The following is a 21,527-nucleotide window of genomic DNA, read 5'->3' as shown; positions in this document are numbered from 1 at the left end:
TTCTCTAACTCTTCCTTGACGTATGCTTTCCCATAGTAGCTTTCTAATAGCTCTAGAGCTTGAACATCCTGGAACGCGTCACGAAGCACTTCTAGTCGAATAGATTCGATCGGTCCATCCTCACCAGGATACACTAAAAAGGCATCTCCTGAAGCAAAAGCGTAGTTAGCATCAGTATTTAGAAAAGGATTCAATGGTTTGCGTGAATATTGCGCATACCAGAAATTATAGCCCCAGTGGAGGAAACCAACGATATCATGCTGATACAGCTGTACGCCTAGTATCCGGTTGCGCGCTGACGGCATGCTAAAGAAACGATTAGCCACCTGCTTGTACTGAACACAGCAATAATAAGTCCATAAAGATTTAACTCCATGATCTAAGAAATGTTGGATGTGATCATTCCCAGGGATTGGATTTTTGACCAGGCCCTTTGAATAAAAATCGTAGTCCGATAAAGCATCGATAATAGGGAATTCTGAAAGAAATTGCGTTAGAATGCGGCTTGCACTCCCATATGATTCTATGCTATCTATGCTCGGCTCATCGGAGACATGAAAATATACTCGGTCTTCCAAATGATTATTCTTGATCCATTTGACCAGCTCAGGAAGAAATTGCTCTAAGAAAAGTCGATATTCATCTCCCGAAGCATCCGTTTCCCAACCGAAGATTCGCTTATACTCTCCCTCGACTGATGCCATAATTTTAGGCGCATGCTTAGCTCCCCATTGCGTGAATAAATGTGAAAATTCTAAGTATTTCACACCCTGACTATTGCATAACTGCACCCAACGCTCCAATTTCTCAAAGCCAAACACATACGTCTGATCGGCAGTAACCTCAACATCAACTAGTTGTACAGTTGGTCTTTCCTTGCCCACTTCTGTATCTAAAGGAGGTGTAAATAAAGGTGTAAGAATCATATTCATACCATGCTTAACTGCAGTTCCGATAAACATTTCGATAAGCTGCCAATGCCGCTCGCTAAATACATCCGTTTTGTAATAGGTAGCTATGCAATCAGTATGAAACCATTCCGTATGGATTAGCTTCTGTTCTGGAAGCACGGCAGGAATAATATCCAGCTCAAAATGTTCTTCTCCCAAACAGTCTCCGGCATTTGATTCGAATCTGATTTTGAGGGAATGAAGACCCGGTGACATCCCTTCTGTATTAACCGTCACCCATATAGATCTCCACTGATTAGGGAAGGCAATGACTCCTTCATTGCTAATCGGATACAAAGGATCTGGATAAAGTCCTGGTGTTGTACGAATTACATTTTCATCATGATCGGGATAAACAGGAAGCTCGGAAGGAACCAGACCTACCGAACGAAAAGTGACGTTATCGCTTTCTTCTGGCTGCACAAAAACACGTATGTCCTTAATAATACGATTAGCGCGATAAGCAACTTGAAAAGAAAAGATCTCATTGATTAGGGCTGATGCCTTATGAAAGGGGGCTTGCTGCAGCTCCTCATCGGGAAATACTTTTTCAAGCGAGCTTATAGAACGCGTTTCAAAATCCTTTTGAACAATCGTCATTACTAGTTACTCCTCGTCTTTAATTAGATGTGCACTGCTCAAAGATATTAAATGGAAGCCCATTCTATCAGAAATACGTTTATTTTTTATTTTAACAACACGGTCTAATAATAGCGTTGGACATATCAGTAATGGTTTTGGATTATCAAGGCATCCTTTCGCCACCGTCTAGCAGGTCCTCTGCCGCTTAAAGAGCAAGCCATTTATCATTATTGTTGAAGTACATACCAAAACAGATATAATTAGAGATAATCTAGCTCTTCAGAAGGGGTTGCCGATAATAGACCTATCCCATCGACCCAAACGCAGATTGACTCACTCATTTGCTTCTTTGGCCCCTAACATACACTGGGCACGACGAATGCATCTAACACTTCCAGAAAATTTTGAGCGGCGCATTAATGATTTTGAATTGTTGTATGTGCAAAAAGGCGAGCTTCATGCAAAGATTGAAGACGAATCCTTCATCCTACATTCAGGCGAACTACTTTATATCCCATCGGGAGTTTATCACAAAATTTCTTTCGAACCAGAAATTTGGCTGCTCGGCATTCATTTCGATTACTTTGGTGAAATGACCATTTCCGATGATAATGAAAATCCTATCGAATTAATTGATTCCGATGACAGTGATCACTCTTACTGTCTGGAGCCAGATTTCTTAGAATCAGGACCTCTTCTTTCAAATTATGTACTAGCTGGGTCCCCGCAGATCCTCCCACTGCTTGAAACTATCGTGGAAGAATTCAATAATAAAAAACATGGGTACGAACTGATCTGTAGAGGGATTATGTTGCAAGTTATATATCATCTGCATCATAGCCAGCAAGAATCTAATAAGCAGATCAATCCTAGATATGGCCAAATGATTCTGAGTCTTACCAAACGTATGAAATCCGAATACGCGGAGGACTGGTCCTACTCTCGGGTGGCCTTTGAACTCAATCTAAATAAAGACTATGCTGCTAAACTATTTAAAGAAACAGTCGGACTAACACCAAGTAAATACATACAACAAGTCCGCCATCATGAGGCTAAACGTTTGCTTCGTGAAACGGATAACAAGCTTGAAGTAATCGCAGAGCTGATTGGATATGACGATCCTCATTACTTTTGTCGTATATTCAGTAAATTGGAGGGCTTATCTCCAGGGTACTATCGCAAGCTGACGAAAATTTTGTAACCCCCTTAAGGACTCCTATTTTTTCCATACATCAAACACTACGTGTATACATAAAAAAGCTGACTCCGGTTGAATACCGGCGCCAGCTTCCAATTTATGAATGATTACACGTCTACGATTCCAAGGAACATATAACTTCATTCGATTTATCTACTTTTAAAATTCTAGCTCATGAATCTGTCCGATCGGATTAGAGAGCAGCTCGCAGCCGCCTTCGCGGATAACGACCCCCTTCTCCCAGCGAATACCGAACGTATCCGTCATAATAAAGGTATCGACCTGGAAAGTCATGTTCGGCAGCAGCAAATAGTCAGACGAAGTTTCCATCCATGGCGCTTCGACCTCAATCATTCCTGTTCCATGGCAAGGTCCGTACAAGTAGTTCTTTTCGTAACCGTTTTCTTTAAAAAGTTGAAGGAATCCTTCTGCAACAGAGCTGGCTGCTATACCTGCTTTCAAATTTGTCTGCGTCCACTCGTGTGCTCTCAAGCCGAATTCGATAATTTCTCGGCGCTCAGCTGTCAGCTTACCAAGACTGATCGGCATGCCGATGCTTGGCGAGTAACCGTCCACCTTAGCGGACAAATTGAGCTGCACAATATCTCCTTTTTCGATGACTCGATGCGAGGAACGGGAAATCGCATGCCGTGTTGATTTCTCGCTAAAAATATACATAGGCAAGCCTTCGTACTCCGCGCCATTTTCGTAAATGACACGCTGTGCTACGCCGACCATTTGACACTCTGTCATGCCTGGACGAATTGTGCGAATCACTTCTTGGGTAGCAAGCTCCGTAATCCTGAAGCCTTCTCGCATACAATTCAGCTCGTTCTCAGATTTAATCGAACGAAGCTTCACCATGATGGCATCGGCTCTCACAATTTCTGCATCCGGGAAGCACTTTTTGAGTCCTTCCATCATGATGACAGTTGTGTCAAGGAAGCTAGCAACACCGATTTTAAGCTTCGAACCACTTACACTAAGCGCCTTGAAGACGTCAGAGTAAGTATTCGGTTTGATTTGCGGATAAGCTGGATCCGCTGATTCCCGGTATTCCATCAAACAAAAGATGCTGCTAATACGGCTAAAGTCTGCTGCATAAACGGTACTTTCCGGACCGACCATCAGTGCAGCCTCACCCGAAGGAGAAATTGCCACACCAGCCCGTTCGAAAAGCGGCCAAAAACCACTAAAATACCTAGCATTGGCGTAATCTGCTTCATTGGAATTAACGATCAGAATGTCCAATCCGGCTTCTGCTGTTAGCTTTGCCGCTTTCTGAATGCGCTCTTGGTATTCGTAATCTGGAATTTTTACATTGTTCAACATTTTACGTATCCCCCTAGTCCACTTATATTGATTACTTATGCTCAAGCGTTTTAACTATCGATTGTTTGTTCCACTTGCCAGCAAATTCATCTGCCCGATGGAACTCCGCCCCCAAATCGAGCAGTCTGTCGATAAGAATACCGAACTCGGACATCGCCTTGTCACCGCAATTCAATGTGATGAAACGATCCGGCGTCACCATGCACTCCCCGTATTTGTAGCTCCGCTTAATCGGTATAAATTCCCAAGGATGAAAATAGAAGCACAGGACGACGGGGAGACCTTTACTGCGCATGAACCGAATAAAGCCTTCCACACGTTTCATCAGGGCATCAGCGCCCTTTGTCCGAAACAGCGGCCATTGATCACGATCCCGCTCAAGGCCCGGATCTTTGCTTTTCATGACCATATCCGCAAAATTCGGAATTTCGAGAATATTCAAACTACCTTCCTGCGTCCAATTCTGACTACTTGGATGATAAGGAACAAACCGCTCGCGGTAAAAATACATCGGATACGATGCGTCCACCGCATAGTTCAAATCCTCCAATGCGTTCACTACAGCCGTTGAGCTCCAGAGCCGCGGGCATCGAAACGATACCGGGCGCTGCCCGAGTACTTCTTCCACCCACTCCGTCGCCTTCCGGATCCGAAAAGGCACTTCCTCGGCTAACAACGGCACAACGCCCGGAATCGGAAACAGCTCATCCCCCACTGTCTCATGGAACAAGGAGTGGGTGCCGACTTCATTACCGCTTTGTTTGACTAATTCAACACTGTCTGGATTACGTCTTGCAGCATCACCAGTATAGAAAAAAGTGCCTTTGATCCCTTTTTTATCGAACATTTCAACCAATGGAGCAGTCGCGTTTTTTACCCCGTCGTAAAAGGGAGTAAAGCTTCCTACGTCCGTTTCCATATCGAAGCCAAAAATTACATGAATTTTATCGTCCATACATTCTCCAACTCTTCCCGATATAAATTTGGATCTTTCGAAGTTGTGCATTATTCACTGAAGCCCATCGTCGTATAGAAGGCCATATTATCCTGTCTCGTATCCAGTCGGCCGTATTGCACGACGACCGGCATGTCGCTGTCGACTTTAAGCGCGTACTGTTCCTCTCTCGGCACGACAACTCCGTTCAAATCGTTCGGGTTGTCAAGCCGTAAGCAGCGTACTCGCTCACCTCCGACTTTTAATACGATATTGCCGACCGGATCGCGATCCGTAAAATAGAGTGTCAAGGATATCGTCGCTTCACTGCTTCCAGAGTTCAGCACAATGACCGACTCATGACCTTTGAGGAGTGATTCTCCCGCTGGCGGCAATTCACAATCAGGAAAAATCCACATGGTATTGCCCTGTCCCTTGCCCATTCTCTCACCTCCTATCCATGCGTAATCAGAAACATTATCTGTCAGAATCTCATTGTTGTACGTCGTTAGTTAACGCAAGCGATTTGCGATACTGTGCAAACTCGGTGTCCAGCACGCTCTCCACTTGATGAATCTTCCAACGCAAATGCGCAGTGTCCGTCATATATTCCATGCTTGGTTCCCAACCAAGACGCGAGTCGGCCTCCACGAGCGGAATGGTTGCTTCCGCGTTCGCTATTTCACGGCGGGCGAGCTCCTCCATCTGCCCCAGCAATGCCGTCGCTTTGCCGGTATCTCCCTCGCTCAGCAGCTGCCGTTTCAGCTTCCACCACAACTTGACATGGATTGTCGTCTGTAGGGATCTTGCTATAAACTGCCCCAGTCCAAGCATGATCCCGCCGTCTTCCCGCTTGCTATCCGGCGTTAGCGTAAGCGCTCGATCCAGCAGCTCATTGCCTGTCGCCATCTGCTCCATCATCCGCTCAAGGCTCCTGATCTCCACGTCGATGCGGGATACGCCCAGCGATTGTCTCGGATCTTCCAGCGGCTCGTAGTTCGTCACGACGATTTCGTTGCCGAACATCGCATGCTTGGCCGCCGGTATTTGCACGGGTTTGCGGAAAATAAGCGGATAAGACGGTCCCACGCGAAACGGTCCGTATTGATCTTCGTTCGTCGGGATATAATGAGTGATCGCTTCGCTCCACGCGTTCCAAGCTTCCAGCGCCAGCGGTGCGGCCGCCTCGCCGAAGTCCCGCTTGGCTATCATCGCGAGCGCTTCCTCATACGAAGGACTCGGGCGCCAATACGCCCATTTCGTCAGTTCACTCACGAAAGACGGCCACCAGCCGAAATGATGTGATTCCATCAGGCCGCTTAAGCCCCAGTCTTCGCTGGCCTTCTTTAATGCATCATGCCTGCGGTTCCACTGCCCCGGAAACGGCTCGTAAGGAATAACGCCGAAATCCCAAGTGAGTCCGCCCGTATTGCACATCGCATGCAGCTTTATGCCGCGTTCACGAGCCACTTCCGCCTCGCTGCTGAAATATTGGCCAGGCCCAACGTTTGAAAGCGTATAGTCTACGCAAACGTGAGTTACATGCTCGTTGCGTATTTGCTCAAACATCTCGAAGGTCACTTGCAGAGTTATATTTTCCGGCAACGCGCGAATGAGCTTTAGGCGGTCTTCCTTCGGTGCCCAGCCCCAGTTATAAGTCCAGAACACGATGTCCGCATCCGGATTATGCGTGCGAATCGTTCCCGACAACAAGCTCAGCCACTGCGGGAAGTCATGACATGGCCACCAGCCCGGGCTCGGCTTCGTCTGTGGCTGATCGGACGGCCACTCGAGTCGCAGCTTGCCCGTCGTATTCGTATCTTTGCTTGGAAATTCGCATGATTCCCCAACGAGAATGACGCCTTTGAACCTTGGACACGCCTTAAACACCCGTCCGTAGGTGCTTTCGTAATACTCGTCCGCGCCCGGATCATCCGGATGGAGACGGCTGCTCAAGTAGCTGTAAACATACACGTCCAGTCCATAGAGCTCAGCCCGATCGACCAAATAGTTGAAATCCTGATATCCTTCAGGTGTTTCGTCGACGTCCTTCACGAACACCATAATCGCGTCTATTCCCGCATGTGCAAGCGCATTCAAATGCGAGTCGGGGTAACGGTCCAGTCCCCAGCCGGAATGCGCCATTCGAGGAGAGAACAACGGTTCGCGAGTTATGTCCATGCATCCTAGCAACGGCGCTTCTCTTAAATTCATCTCATCCTCGAGATAGTAGCTTCCTTGCGCTGCCCCACGTTCGTCGCGGCCGCACACAACGATACGGCCTTCTTCGGCAACGATCCGATAACTCCGCGTTTTCTCAAGCGCTCCACCCAACGTAGACAGTTGCTCTCTTGTCGCTAGTATGATGACATGCTCTTCCGCGACCACGACTTCCGCGATGTTATGCGACCTGGTCAATCGGACAGAGACGTTCATGCTTGTGAACAAATAATCCTGCAAATCCTTAGCCGTATTCACCAGCAGTGGACCTGCCTCCGCATCGATCACAATGCGCCAGTCATCCGATACTTCCAGCTCGCCTGCACCTGCGTTAATGCTTGGATCGCGGCGGTTCGGCTTATGTACGACTTCCAGCCGCTTGCGAAAATCATAATTGCGCTCCATTTCCCTACTCCTTTTCCATATGCGCCTTTACTAAAGTAACTTGTCGCAAATCCGACTTTAAGAAATCAACGAATTTCTAACAAGCGACAAGGCTCCGATCATCCCCTGCTTATCACCGAACGAGCTATGCTCCAGTTGCATATCTACAGCAGCATAACGATTCGCTCTGAGCAGGATGGTCCGTTTTGTTTCTTCGAAAATGATCGGCAGCTGTTCAAATACGGGACCGCCCAAGTAAATGACCTGTGGATTAAACAAATTAATTACGTTGCTCAAAGCTATGCCTATCGCTTTACCTGACGCAATACAAACATCAAAAGCGATTTTATCATTTACCCGATAAGCTTCAGCGATTGATTCAAATGTGCCGCCTTGCTGCTTATAAGCTCTCTCGATCCTCGGATACGTAACGATATTCTCCAAACAACCATAATTACCGCACATACATCGCCCCGCTTCTTCATCTGCGGTCATATGTCCCAGCAACCCGCCTACATTATTGGCGCCCCTAAGCAATTGCCCATTAATAATGATGCCAGCCACTATACCGTAAGCAATGTGAACGACAATGAAATCCTCCGACTCTTTGGATTTACCTTCCATTTTCTCAGCTAGAGCCATCGTTCGTCCGCTTTCGTCCAGATAAACCGGGCAATCAAATCGGCTGTTCAGCCTGGACACAATATCCAATTCCCCCCAAGCATTGAGGTTGGGAATATTCAATATCCGTTGCATGTTTTTGTCCACGATTCCCGTAACACCGATTCCTATTCCATCAAGCTCATCTGGATTTAATTGCGATTCCGCAAGGAACAGTTCAATCCTCTCCAGTACACTCTCCAAAATATCCGATTGTTCGTCAAACTCATCTACAAGGTATTCCCGCTCATGAGTAATTCTCATAAGGTTATCTGCGAGTGCAAAGCGGATTCGGTACCCCCCAATATCAATACCTAAAAACCGGAATTTCTGCGGATTCAAGTACAGCAGCACTTCTTTTCTTCCCATCCCGCTGCCAACACGATCACCTTCGATAACGTAGCTCCGCTCAATGAGCATTTTTGTAATATTAGTAATTGTCGCTTGCGAAAGCCCTGTCATTTCCGCTAACGCTTTGCGGGAGACACCCTCGCATTTCTGTATAGCCTTAAGAATTTGAATTTCCAATGTATTTAATTTCATCCTAAACTATCCTCTCACTGACAATAGTAAAATCACCTTCCCATTCTATCATATGTATTCATAGTGCTGAGAGGGTAAGGCTTCTGACTGAATATGACTCTGCCGTTGCTCGTTACTGCATTAACTTCATTTAATTTATTAAATGAATTATATTACTTATATATCTGATTGTAAACCCTTAAATCAAAATTTAATCTATCTTTAAAGACCAATTTATTGCCACTAACTAAACTAAATCAGCCATATAATTCACCTAGTGAATTATATGGCTGCGTTTCTCGCATGAAATGCAGGGCTGCTCCTGTAGGGCCCCAAACACTCTCTACATTCTATCCCTTCGCATACAAAACAAACTTCGTTGCCGTTGCCCGCTATGTCGAATGGATATTCTCGTACTTGATAAACGGATCAGCAAATTAGTGCTCCACAACTACCATCGTATACCCGACAACTTCAGGTAGTGGAATTCGGATATAACCATCCGATATGTCATAATCGAGAGGCTGCTTCGTTGGCGCGATATAGACGTTCTTGGCGCTATCCCCTCTAATACTCACCACTCCGCCATGCAGGACGGAATGCTCCTCGATCACATTATATTTGCCCCGCAATTCTGGATAAGTCACTTTGACGTGAATCATTTCCAGCTGGTCTTTAGCTGTTACCGACACACGCGCTGTCGAWGGAATATGTTCATACTTTATGAGAGGGTCGAGAAGCAGCTGCTCCAGACAATACTTCAGCATATATTTATGTTCCGGCATCGCATATTCGCTATATCCGGTGAACAATTGAAAGCAGATTTGAAAAAGGTTTCCGGATCGCACTACTGCAGGCCGTCCCGCATATTTCTCCGGCGGCGTATAGAATGTGCCATGAAATCCATCCCACTTGCGATTGAAATAAGGCTGATAGTAATCGGCAATGGTTTGCGATCCTGGTTTTTCGCTTATCAGAATTGCCTGGTTATATATCGCGCACAAACGATCCGGAATGAGCTGTCTATCACCATCTAGCATTTTAAAATACGATGCATTCCACGGGTCGGGACCGTCATAGCCCATGTTCCAGCTATCCATAGCAAATGCTGTCTTCTCTGGATTCAAGCCGGAGCTGCCTGTGCTAATGATCCCGCCTCCCTTGGCTTGATGCGCTTCCAACTTTTCCTGAAGCAGTTCGGTAATCGGAATAACGTCGGGAAGAATAATAACCTTGTATTTGGATATATCCGCATTCTCGTCCATAATGTCAAACGTATATTTTAGTTCTCCTAACATTCTTGCAGCCGCATTCAAAATCGCCTGACCTTGGGGGAACGCTACATTGTTGGCTCCCATATCGCAGCCCTCCGGATAAATAATACCGATTTCCGTCACTGCACGGGCATAATCCGTCCAAGGCTCATATTGCTCGATATCGGTATAAACCTCGCCAATGAGACGATAAACATCCGACTCTAATCCGTCTCGGGGATGCATATGATCGCCAACCGATGTTGTCAGGCCGTTGCTGATCGCATCCCAACAGTCATACTCAAGCGAGGCCTTGCTTTTCAATCCTCCAAAATCTCCCCAGCTGGCATGAAACCGCCCTGTCATATATACGACTTGCTTACCAAGGTTACGTGAATAAGCAGCTTGGGCGGCAAAATAATCATAGCTCCACGCACCCGGCAGACATTCAATTTCAATATGCGAGCCTAACCCTTCGCAGTTGATGTGGCCCAATCCATTTGGGAAGAAGAACATATCATCCCTGATCGATCGCTTCACATCCCAGAAGAAGTCTATTGCTGTCTGTTTCATAAAAGCAGCCGCGTCTTGATCGCTTAATGGATCCATCCCATGTTCATGTATGCTTTCATTGCACTCATTTCCATAACAAGGGTTAATCAGGATGCAATCAAGAAAAATGCCATCTACGGGATACATCTCGGTTACTTCCTTAATCATGCTAAGCAAATAATCGCGATAACCCGAATTTAAACACATCAACCGGAAGAAATTCGCCGAACGATCGCCCTCCATAATCTGTCCGTCTTTGTTTACAAGGCACCATTCCCTGTGCTTCCTAGCCATCTCATGGTCCAACCCCACATTGAAATAAGCGACAACGCCAATGTCCAGCTTGTGGCACTCTTCAACCATTTGGCCTAGCATATCGAATTTCATATGGGGATGAGGCAGCCCAATCTTCGTTGGGTAATAAGCAAACCCAAGGTTGCACTTAGCAAACACATTAACAAAGTCAACCTTCGCGTCTTTAAGCGTTCTTGCGAAATGCTTTGCATCGAAATTTTCTCCGAAATCCGGTATGTTGGGCAAGGTATGAAAATCAAGATGTACGGCCCGTTTGATCAATCTCATGAAATAACCTCCATTGTGAGTGTAGAACTATTTATATAGACAACTCTCATAAGCTCCAGCTCAGCTGGCTCATGTCGTAGTGCTGCACTCCCCGGCGTACCGGGGAGTGCTCTAAAGATCATCGCGTATACCACTTAATCCGACAGCTTATACAAAGAAACATCATCGATGTAAAGCGTTTCACCGAGATTAAAACCGGAATGATTGATTGTAAGTATGATGTCGTCAGGCGTTTCTCCGTTATAATCGGTTGCGATCTCAAAGATATGCTCGAATTGCACCCATCGGCCCGGCATCCATGAAACCGGTCGCTCGACTGATCTGCTTTCAGCGAGATTAACTTCATTATTCCTTATCGTAGTCAAAATTTGAATGCTGCCTGATGCGCTTGAATTCATCGGTACGTAGTAATTCAAGACGGCTTTATATTTCCCAGGCGTAATCGGGATTACCTTAAACGGACTGCTGTAAGAATTCGTAACACTCGTCTCTAAGCTAAAGCTTCCCATACGTTTGAATGTACTTGACCGTAAAGTCATCGAATTCTGATCAGAGTAATAGGTATACCATTCGGTGGCAAACCATGGTTCATTTGCTAAGCCTTCTTCAATGGATGGATTAGTTACCAAATTGTTCCCCTCTACCAGATAAACAGCCCTGAAGTCTTTAGCCACCCAAGGAGCACCGCCCCTCCAGCCTAAGTACACCGCTTGACCGTGGTAATTTCGGAAGAAAAATCCCATTAATGTCTTTGTTTCATTCGGATCGACACCAATGCTGGAGAATGGAATCACTTGGATTACATTCCAGCGGTCAGTTCCCATATGTGCGCTTGCTTCCCAACTGTTATCTACACCAGGCACTGGACCCGTCGGACTTGAATTATAAATAAATTTGACTGCTTTCGGATTGGTGAAGAAACCGGTAAAACCCCCAGTCACATCGCCTGTCACATAAGTTTCAACCGAATCATCCGCAACTCGCCACCATCCCCCCGGCGCGTCGTCATTCACAATAATTCCCGACATGTTATTATCAAAGTTTTCATAACCGACATACAGATTCTCATCATCCCACAGCAAGTACATCTTCGTCTCAGCCGGTGGGGCTTCTGTGGACGTCATATTTAAAAACTCAGTGACCGGTTCAGCGTTGAGCCACGGTCCCTGACTGAAATCGAGCGATGCCAGTATGTCTGCCTTGCTGGCAGTCGTTCTGACTGCAGTCGCTGAATATTGATTAATACTGTCGAGATACGCTAGTACTTGTTGGAGCTCTGTAAGAAATTCGTTGTCTGGGTCCGGAATTGTGTCCGCATAGCTTTCAAGTGCAGAAATCAGCCCTTTCTGTATTCCATCCCATTTACCGGCATATTTTTGCCATTCCGTCAAATTAAGAATTGAATCTCCTTTGAACTGTTCCGTGAGAACCTGACGTTTCATCGCCATATCGAAGCTTTGTTTCAGTTCTGCCAACATAGCTAGAGCATCCTGTTCATTCATTGGCACATCGACATCCCCCCGCGAATAGCTGAGTGCGGATGCTTCGTAATATTCGAATGCGCGCAGGAGTTTCTCGGCACGAATTTTTTGCTTATCTGTTATCGCTTTGGCCACGACTGACTCTAGCAAGCGACGGCTCTCAGCCAAATCTTCCTTCGTTACCGCCATTAAATAGCTATGATCGGTCAAGTTAAGAAAGTTCGTTCTATTGGCAGAATTTTTCCAATTGTTATACCAGCTTGTCTCGAATACACGTACTGTCCAGAAGTTTTCCCAAAGATCATAGTACTCCTTCAAATCTTCGGCTGCGTCTTCGCCAACTGCTCGCTCATACCATTCGTTAAGCAGCAGATTGACATCTTGATCCGGATTCCACTGAAGTTTGGCAGAAAGCCATGGCTTCGGTCCTTCGCCGAAATTCGGAAACAGCTCCGCCACATGAGCGGTTACACCGTGTTCCTTAGCATATTTATAGTTGTCTGCCATCTTGTCCATGTATACTCTCGGCAGATTGTACGGTGTTCCATATAAATATTCATACCATCCTAAATTGTCTGCTTTCAATTGCCATTTCTTCGTTACACTATCCCCATTTTCCGCAATTTCCGCATCAATCCAGGACATGCGATCATCCGTAATATAAGGAATGACATGGGAATTCAACTTTACTGTCGTAGGTGGATCATACACATTCCAATAAGCTAACAATCCGAAATACTTGTCAGGGTATTCTTCCAATACACTCTCAACTATTTTGTTGACCCAAGGATAATAAACATCCGACATGTCCAAAACACCTAGTGAATTCGTTTTACCATTCACACGGGCTACGTCTGCCGCACAATAGTTATTACTATCATTGATCCCTAATGAAAATGATTTTTCTTCAGGAAAATTATTAAAAAAATCTTTGATTCTCCAGATCGCCGCAGCCGCAGTATCGTCATTAAAGCATGGCTGCCATGAATACGGATGCGAAGGTACAACCCCACCCGTGTAATATTCAGGATGATTAGCAAATACCTTTGGATCAAAAAGAATATTCAGGTAATGATGAAACTTTACAACATCATGCATACGATTATACTTAGCCCAATCCGCAGTAGTTTGCAGGGTGTACCAAGCCTCCGTGCCAAAAAAGTGGCGAGACATCATTGCCGGCTCATCGAATACCGTGCTGAATGGAACAATAATATTATCCAGCAGCGGTACATCTTCTCCGTCTGGTCCCGGCATTAGCCAGCGAACGCCAACATATCTTTCAAGAAACTCGTAGACGCCAATTTCAGTTCCCCAAACATTCGGTCCGCTAATCGATAGCGAATTCTGGTATGGCATAATAACAAAGCCATCGTCGCTTAAGCTTTGTAATCTTAATGCCATGACTGCCTCTGCCCCAGGGGCACTCAATCCCAAATAAACGCGTACATCACCATCATACTGAGTTCCGGATGCTGTCAGTTGCGCCGAAGTCAAGATCGGCAAATCTGCGCCTGTAGACTTCTTCACATATTCAGCCATTGTACTGGCGGCAGAGCTTAGTTTGGTGTCGTTGACGACAATAACTGCATTTGCTTGACCATTCTCCACAAGATCAAGATTCTGACCGGGTTCGATGGTTACGTTAACAACCGAAGCTGCACCGCTGGTTACGTTAAATGCAGACGATATGCCATCAGAGTAATTATCCTTCGATACAATAATCGTGTAATTGCCAATCGGCACATCATTGAAGTTGAAAGCTCCTGCTGTAATCGTTGTTGTCGTCTTCGATATAGACCCGATAAGTGTTACCGTTGCACCTTCAATTCCGATATCGTCTGGACTAAACACATGACCGGTTACGGCGCCATAGACCGGAGTTGGTACTGGTGTTGTCGTCGGTCCTGACGTTGTTGGTACTGGTGTTGTTGTCGGTACTGGTGTTGTTGGACCTGGCGATGCTGACGGTCCTGGTGTTGTCGTCTGTCCTTGCTGATCTTTGAGTAAAGAAATCAGGCGATCCAGCACGACAATCGCTTCGGCACGTGTCATGGATAACTTTGGCCGAAAGCTTCCATTATTGAATCCGACCATAATCTTCTTGGCTGCGACAGCTCCAACAGCAGCTTTTGCCCACTTTGCAATTTGATCAGAATCACTAAAAGCATCGGTCGCAGCACTTCCACTCATATCGCCTGGCTTCATCAAACGACTGATGATGACCGCTGTTTCCTGTCGGCTGATCTGCCGCCTCGTACCGATTGTGCCGTCTGCATTGCCTTGCACATAACCGGCTTTTACTGCTTTGGAGACATCATCATAAACCCAGTCAGACGACTTCAAATCGGTAAAGCTGATCGGCGCTTTGTCCGTAAACCCCATTGCACGGTTAATTAAGGCAATCAGTTCCCCTCTTGTAATGGGACTATCCGGTTTTAAAGTCCCATCCGAATATCCTTGAATAAGTCCCTTATTTAACCAATCAAGTAGTTCTTTCTCCGCCCAATGATTGCTTATATCCGAAGGTGCAGCCGAAATAGACGGAGATGCGGTAGCCTTATCCGCAGCATCGATCTCGCTATCAGCTGGCGCACCATACACGGTACCGAAGCTAGAACATATCAAACTCACAAGCAAGAGAAACATCGCACATTTCCCACTAAGCTTCTTCATTTTCATCGTTACTTGCCTCCCATTCAACTAAATGTAAACGCTTTCTTATCATTTCAAGTGTAAGTAGCCTTCGTAGTCCCTGGCGGTAAATGTTTGTTATACGGTGAAATATAGGGGGAGTGTGGGATGAAGCATCTATTTTCCTATATTTGAAGATAGGGATAAGATATTATCGATCTTATCCCCTTGATTCACCGCTACTGCGACATTCCGTGCAGTTGCTTATTTCTTAACGCGATCAATGGATTGCTGCCATACTTTATCCCAATATTCCTTGGACTTATCGAGCCCCATTTTGTTGAGCTCATTTATGACATTCTTCTTTTCTGTTTCGTAATCCGCTTCCGATTTGGCAAGAATTACTTTCGGCATCGCTTTCCACATATAATCTTTAATCGAATCATCGATTCGTTTAATATCATCCGGTGGCGTACCTACAGCGACCCCGCCCGATGTGTCGAACAGCGATATTTTGATTTTTCCTTCATCCGCTATTTTCTCGATCGCATCTCCAGGATATTCACCGCCATAATGCTTGGAATAATCCAGTTGGTAGTTTTTCCACTCTGTACTTTTAATGCTGGACTCAGAGTTTAAATCAAACGCTGCTCCCTCATCGGAATTGACCGTATAATCACTCAATCCGTAAATAAGTGCGTACTTAGTGACGCCCATTCTCTCTGCTTCATCAAGATCTACGCGGGCTTTGAGGAAACTTTCCGCAAATGCCGGTTTGTTATCTACAATGTCCCAATGCTTTCCTTGAATACCTCTAGATAATAAGTTCATTCCTTCATTGCTATACAAATAATTCAGAACTTCCATAGCTTTTCCAGGATTTTTTGCGTTTTTAGCAATGGCAAACGCTCTACCAGCCTTCCCGACTACTGAAACATTTGTTTTGTATACATAATGGTCTTCCATAGGAAGTGTGACAAATCCCGCGTCAGGAACATCAGCCAGTGCTTCGTTCGCTCCTGCCTGCCACCAAGCCCCTATGCCAGATAAAACCTGCAGATTGGTCTGCTTATTTTGGTATTGATCCAAGTTCTGAATGAATGATTCCGGGTCCAGCAGTCCCATCTGATTAGCCTTGAAGAAATATTGCATACTGTCCCAGAAAGCACCCTCTTCATTAGCCAAGAAATTATAGAACTTGTTATCCGCATCAATTAAGTAATTTCCCGCGCCTTCCATGTAACCTTGAGAGAGCGACATTTGAATATAGAACGGCCACAGCCCCCAGCCAGCCTTGTCGACAAATGAAGATACACCATAAACTTTTTTGCCGTCTGCCGTGGTTGGATGCTTCTCCTGCATCGCTTTCAACACATTGAGCAAATCATCTGGGCTTTTAATTTCAGGATAATTTAATTCTTTGTAGTAATCCCATCTTGTAAGATAACCTGCACCGTAGTCAGCATAAGGCACATCGGCGACCATCTCTTTCGTAGCGCCCACCTGCATAGGAAGTAAATATAGCTTTCCAGTATCTGAGCTTACGTATTTCCGATAATAATCGAGCGCTTCCTCATTCTTCGAGATATCTTTACCATTGCTCTGAATAAGATCGTCGAGAGGGAGAATGAGATCCCCTTCAATCAACTGCTTGTAATCTTGATCGAATACGACCATAATATCCGGCAGTTCCCGACTTGCCATCATCAGCTTAAATCTGTCCGCATTCTGATTGACAAAATCGATTTCGACGCCCAGCCTCTTTTCCAGCTCTTGCATGACCTCATCTGTCTGACGCCCTTCAGTCTTCAAAGGAACATTGGTGTAGTAGAAAGAAAGCTTCACTGGTTCTTTGTTCTCACTGACGCCCGGTGTCTCTTGTTCTTTACTCCCCTCAGTTCCTGCACTTGGTGTTGCAGTGGTTTCTGTGTTTTTACTGTTATTGCCACTGCACCCCGCAACTACGAAAATCATGATCATTGAAACCAATAGCAGCACCGCTTTTTTTCTGATCATTCATAATCCTCCCATAGTCATTTAGTAATCTATATTGAAAGCCTGTCACTGGTAAATAGACGTGGCCGTTCAATTGTTCTCAATTGCATTACTCTAGCCTTTTACTGCCCCTAGCATAATTCCTTTGACAAAATAACGTTGCATAAAAGGATAAACAAACAGGATTGGCAAAGTTACGATCATCGTCATCGTCATTTTGATCGATTCCGGCGTAAGTCGATGTTTTACGTTCTTATCCAGAAAGTCCGATGGATTAATATTCGACATGGCGGCCGCGGAATTCAAATAATTGTAAAGCATGACTTGAAGGGTCTGAAGACTCTGCTTCGAGACGAGAAAGTAATTGTCCTGCCATGCGTTCCACTGACCGACAGCGGCAAAAACAGCGATTGTCGCGATAATCGGCATCGACAACGGCACAATAATTTTCTGAAAGATCGTCCAATAGCCTGCGCCATCAATCATGGCGGATTCTTCTAAGGCTGCTGGCAATTGTTCGATATAGGTTTTGATTAGAACAATGTAAAAGCCACTGATCGCTGAAGGCAGTATATACAGTAGAAAATTGTTATCCAAATGCAGAAACCTCATGGTCAAGTACCAAGGTATGAGGCCTGCGTTGAAATATAGTGTAATGACAACAAATCGATAGATGAATTTACGTAAGTACAGTTCCTGTTTCGTTACGATATAAGAGAAAAAGGTACAGCATGCTACCGTAATGACAGTTCCTATTACTGTGCGGAGAACAGAGATGTATACTGTCGAATACAAGGTTTTCATTTGCAGCAATTTCTCATAGTTGACGAAGTTGAGCCCTTTGGGCAACAGCAACAGTCCTCCTGCCGCTTTCACAGGATCGCTGATCGTATAGATCAGAATGTAATAAAACGGATAAGTGCAAGCAAATGCAATGATTAAGAAAAAAGCGAGATTGCAACCACGAAATAAAGCCTCTAGTACGTTTGTACGTCTATTAATCAAGTAATCACCTCCCTCAAATGATATTAGATAATGGATTGACCACGGAGCTTCTTAGCCAAGAAATTTACGGTGAATAAGAGTACGATGCTGATCAACGTTTTCCACATGCCCACGGCGGTAGCGAATGGATAATCGTTTCCGTGGAAGGCGACACGGTAAATGTAATAATCGAGCACCTCGAGTTTGTCTGCAACCATCGGATTATAAAAAACAAAAAATTGATCAAAGCCATTGCTCAACATATTACTTACATTTAATAGTAGAAGTACGATATACGTCGGCATCAGCCCAGGCAATGTGACATGCCATATACATCTGAATCTCCCAGCCCCGTCTATTTTTGCGGCATCGAACAGCTGCGAATCCAGACCTGCAATGGCTGCAAAATAGATGATCGCGGACCAACCTGTATTTTTCCAAATGACAATAGCCGTCTGCACGTACCAAGCTGTATCCGGATTGCCAAGTACGTTAACCGGATTTTTAATCCATCCTAATTGCATGAGCATTGTGTTGAAAATACCTTCGAATGAGAAGATCGAAAAGACAAGTGAGAATACGATGATCCAGCTAATAAAATAAGGTACCGTCGTTACGGTTTGAATAAACTTTTTTAACCTTTGCCCCTTGAGCTCCGAGAGTAAAATAGCAAATACAATGGGAAGTGGAGAAGTTAGAATATTCAAAAAACTCATAACGAGAGTGTTAAGCAATACATTCCAAATGTCGCTATTGGCACCAAATAATAATCGGAAATATTCAAATCCTGCAAATGGTGTTTCCGATAATGGAATGCCAGGTTTATACTTAAAGAAAGCATAGATCCATCCGAATAAGGGAACATAGTTAAACACGATTACGATTAGTAAAAGAGGCAGTATCATCATAAATAACGACAATCGCCGTCGTGAAATTTTTGATTTCTGCAAGGGTAAAACTTCATTTGTAGCTGGCATAGATTGCTCCCTTCTAATTCTCATGCATTTTTGCGAAAGATCCGTTAAGTAGAATTATATAGGGTTACAATGGGAGGTTAAATAAACTAAGTTACAATTATAGTCACTTGCTTCCTGTCTTTATCCTTATTCCGACAGGAAGCAGCTGCAACTATGCACTATATTACGATTTTATGCGGAAGAACAAGTGTCACCCGGGTTTCCTCCCCAGGAACGCTATGTATAGAAAGCCCATACTGGTCTCCAAAATGAAGTTGAATACGCTTCTGGACATTAAACAAACCTATACCGAACTGTGGAACTTCTCGCGTAGATGACTCTTCATTGGCAAGCCATGCATTCAAGCTTGCTAGCTCGTTTTCCGAGATTCCTCTGCCCCGATCCTCTATCACGAGAATCAGCGTATTTCCTTCTTCTCTGCCTTCCAACGAAATCGTACCAATGACCTGATTCACTTCCATTCCATGCACAATCGCATTCTCGACGATCGGTTGCAGTGTGAAGCGCAGTACATTTCGGTCTAACAACACTTCAGGCAAGTGATATTGCATGACGATATGCTCACCGTATCGAATATTCATCACTTTTATGTAATTATTTAAATATTGTATTTCCTCTCTTAAAGACCATACGAGCGATGGATTATTATAGATTGGTTTTAGAAGGTTAGATAAAAATGTTATGCTATCGGCGATATTTTTCGCTTGAATCGCTATCGCCATCCACTTGATCGTATTTAAAGTGTTATATAAGAAATGCGGCTGCAATTGGGATTGCAGCAAACTGATTTCAATTTTACGTTTTTCTTGTTCAGCCGCTTTGTTTCTCTCTACCAGATCATAAATGCTCTGTGACATCCGGTTAAACCCTCGGGTAAGCATGCCGATTTCATTATCAACATTTTCCAATGTAATGCCGAGCCGGCCTTTTTCCACCTCGCCCATTCCCTTTGTTAAACGTCTAAGGGGCATCGTAATTTTACGAATGAAATAAAAGGATAAGATTAGGGCAAAGAAGACATTGCCAATGACAATCCAAATCATCTTGCTTCRCAGTGACCATATGTCTCTAACTAAGTCGCTGATTTGCACATACCGAACTAATGTCCAACCGGTATCCATCATTCGGTAATAGATGACCTGCTTATTGTCCTCGGTAAAGCTGCCGTAATCGCTATTGCCCAGTTCCATTAATGGCGAGGCAGCTTTTGAACCTATCGCCTTCTTATTGGAGCTGGATACAACATTGCCGCTTTCATCGAAAATAAACGTTTCATCCTCGCCAAATTTGGRCAGGTTGCCATACATATTCTCTAAGAGACTTTCATTCACGCTAATGACAAACGCATTCCACTTTTTACTGTAGATCGTACTGAATCCCCGAACAACCGAAATAATCGGTTCATTGAGCGGTCTATAGCTCAGATTTTGAAGCAGTCGCTGTGACACCTCGGATCTCACCCATATAATGTCACCTAAAGTTCGATCAACGCTTTCGTATGTAGAAGTTATTTCCTTCCAATGCTCGAGATCCATATCGCTCGCAACAATAGGTTCATCATCGCGCAAACCGATAATGGAGCCATCGGATGACAAGAAATAAATCGATGCTATAAAATCGTAGTTTTTGATAATCAACGATAATTGATTGAGGAGTTCATTGAACTGGATGACATCATCTGCATCGTAGGTCGTCCCCTCCTTCTCCTTATTCATGTAGCTTTGAATTTCCGGATTGAGCAGCAGCAGCTTCGACACCTTGTCCATTTCTGTGCGAAATCCTTGTATTCGTTGTTCCGTTTGTTGAAATAGTCGTAAAGTAGAGTCCTCACTGCGCGTTTTCAGAATGTCCAGCACGCCATAGTAGATCAATACCGAGCTTAATACAAGTACAATGATGCTCATGATCATGAAAGAGAAAACGAGTTGAACACGAATGCTCTGCCATATTTTGCGGATCAGCGAAATACTATTGCCAATCATCGTTCGGCCCCCCTTGCGCTTCTCCTTGCATTGTCCATTTTCTGCGAAATTCTTTAGGTCCTATCCCAGTTTGCTTCTTAAATGCCCGACTAAAATAGCTCTGATTTGCAAATCCGGTCTGTTCAGCGATTTCGTAGGTTTTGCTGAAGGTACTGAGCAATAGTTCTTTTGCTCTATCAATACGATAGTTCAGCAAGTAATCGGCAAAATTAATACCCGTTTCCTTCTTGAACAAGCTGCTCAAGTAATTCGGACTTACTTGAACAACCTGTGCCAGCTCTATCAACGCAATCTCTCTTTTATAG

Annotated in this window: 14 protein-coding genes; 1 reads left to right on the top strand and 13 read right to left on the bottom strand. The window is 44.7% G+C overall.

The features are described from left to right. On the bottom strand, positions 1-1,550 hold a 1,550-nt coding region (locus AC1DWN_RS12180; RefSeq protein WP_477559168.1), incomplete at its 3' end, for a DUF4091 domain-containing protein. A 361-nt stretch (positions 1,551-1,911) separates the two neighbouring features. On the opposite strand from AC1DWN_RS12180, the gene AC1DWN_RS12175 reads away from it, so the two are divergent. After that, entirely contained in the window at positions 1,912-2,733 is an 822-nt protein-coding gene (locus tag AC1DWN_RS12175; RefSeq protein WP_477559167.1) for a helix-turn-helix transcriptional regulator, read from the top strand. Positions 2,734-2,889: 156 nt separating this feature from the next. Here AC1DWN_RS12175 and AC1DWN_RS12170 read toward each other — a convergent pair whose 3' ends face one another. The 12 genes from AC1DWN_RS12170 to AC1DWN_RS12115 form a co-directional block, all read right to left on the bottom strand. Next, complete coding sequence (locus AC1DWN_RS12170; RefSeq protein WP_477559166.1) at positions 2,890-4,062, bottom strand: M24 family metallopeptidase; 1,173 nt, start codon at positions 4,060-4,062, stop codon at positions 2,890-2,892. Between the two features lie 31 nt (positions 4,063-4,093). Continuing rightward, on the bottom strand, positions 4,094-5,017 hold the full coding sequence (locus tag AC1DWN_RS12165; protein ID WP_477559165.1) for a polysaccharide deacetylase family protein: 924 nt from the start codon (positions 5,015-5,017) through the stop codon (positions 4,094-4,096). Between the two features lie 50 nt (positions 5,018-5,067). After that, a complete protein-coding gene (locus tag AC1DWN_RS12160) occupies positions 5,068-5,439 on the bottom strand; it encodes a sensory rhodopsin transducer (protein ID WP_477559164.1) in 372 nt (123 codons plus the stop codon). A gap of 49 nt (positions 5,440-5,488) precedes the next feature. After that, a complete protein-coding gene (locus AC1DWN_RS12155) occupies positions 5,489-7,474 on the bottom strand; it encodes a hypothetical protein (protein ID WP_477559163.1) in 1,986 nt (661 codons plus the stop codon). Between the two features lie 204 nt (positions 7,475-7,678). Beyond that, entirely contained in the window at positions 7,679-8,803 is a 1,125-nt protein-coding gene (locus tag AC1DWN_RS12150; RefSeq protein WP_477559162.1) for an ROK family transcriptional regulator, read from the bottom strand. Positions 8,804-9,219: 416 nt separating this feature from the next. After that, a complete protein-coding gene (locus AC1DWN_RS12145; RefSeq protein ID WP_477559161.1) occupies positions 9,220-11,169 on the bottom strand; it encodes an alpha-amylase family protein in 1,950 nt (649 codons plus the stop codon). A 134-nt stretch (positions 11,170-11,303) separates the two neighbouring features. Then, complete coding sequence (locus AC1DWN_RS12140; RefSeq protein WP_477559160.1) at positions 11,304-15,332, bottom strand: DUF4838 domain-containing protein; 4,029 nt, start codon at positions 15,330-15,332, stop codon at positions 11,304-11,306. Positions 15,333-15,548: 216 nt separating this feature from the next. Next, positions 15,549-17,300 (bottom strand): extracellular solute-binding protein, encoded by a 1,752-nt coding sequence (locus AC1DWN_RS12135; protein ID WP_477559159.1) that lies wholly within the window; start codon positions 17,298-17,300, stop codon positions 15,549-15,551. 93 nt (positions 17,301-17,393) lie between these two features. Then, positions 17,394-18,284 (bottom strand): carbohydrate ABC transporter permease, encoded by an 891-nt coding sequence (locus AC1DWN_RS12130; protein ID WP_477559158.1) that lies wholly within the window; start codon positions 18,282-18,284, stop codon positions 17,394-17,396. Positions 18,285-18,307: 23 nt separating this feature from the next. Then, positions 18,308-19,240, bottom strand: a complete 933-nt coding sequence (locus AC1DWN_RS12125; protein WP_477559157.1) for an ABC transporter permease — start codon at positions 19,238-19,240, stop codon at positions 18,308-18,310. Positions 19,241-19,398: 158 nt separating this feature from the next. Then, positions 19,399-21,222 carry a sensor histidine kinase gene (locus tag AC1DWN_RS12120; protein ID WP_477559156.1) on the bottom strand — a complete coding sequence of 608 codons (1,824 nt, stop codon included), beginning with the start codon at positions 21,220-21,222 and terminating at the stop codon, positions 19,399-19,401. Continuing rightward, positions 21,209-21,527: helix-turn-helix domain-containing protein (locus AC1DWN_RS12115; RefSeq protein ID WP_477559155.1), on the bottom strand; the 319-nt coding region annotated here is incomplete at its 5' end. The genes AC1DWN_RS12120 and AC1DWN_RS12115, both read right to left, overlap by 14 nt.

Source organism: Paenibacillus sp. P4_A7 (assembly GCF_056402455.1).
Note: the sequence above shows the minus strand (reverse complement) of the source record. Positions and strands in the feature narration are given on the sequence as shown.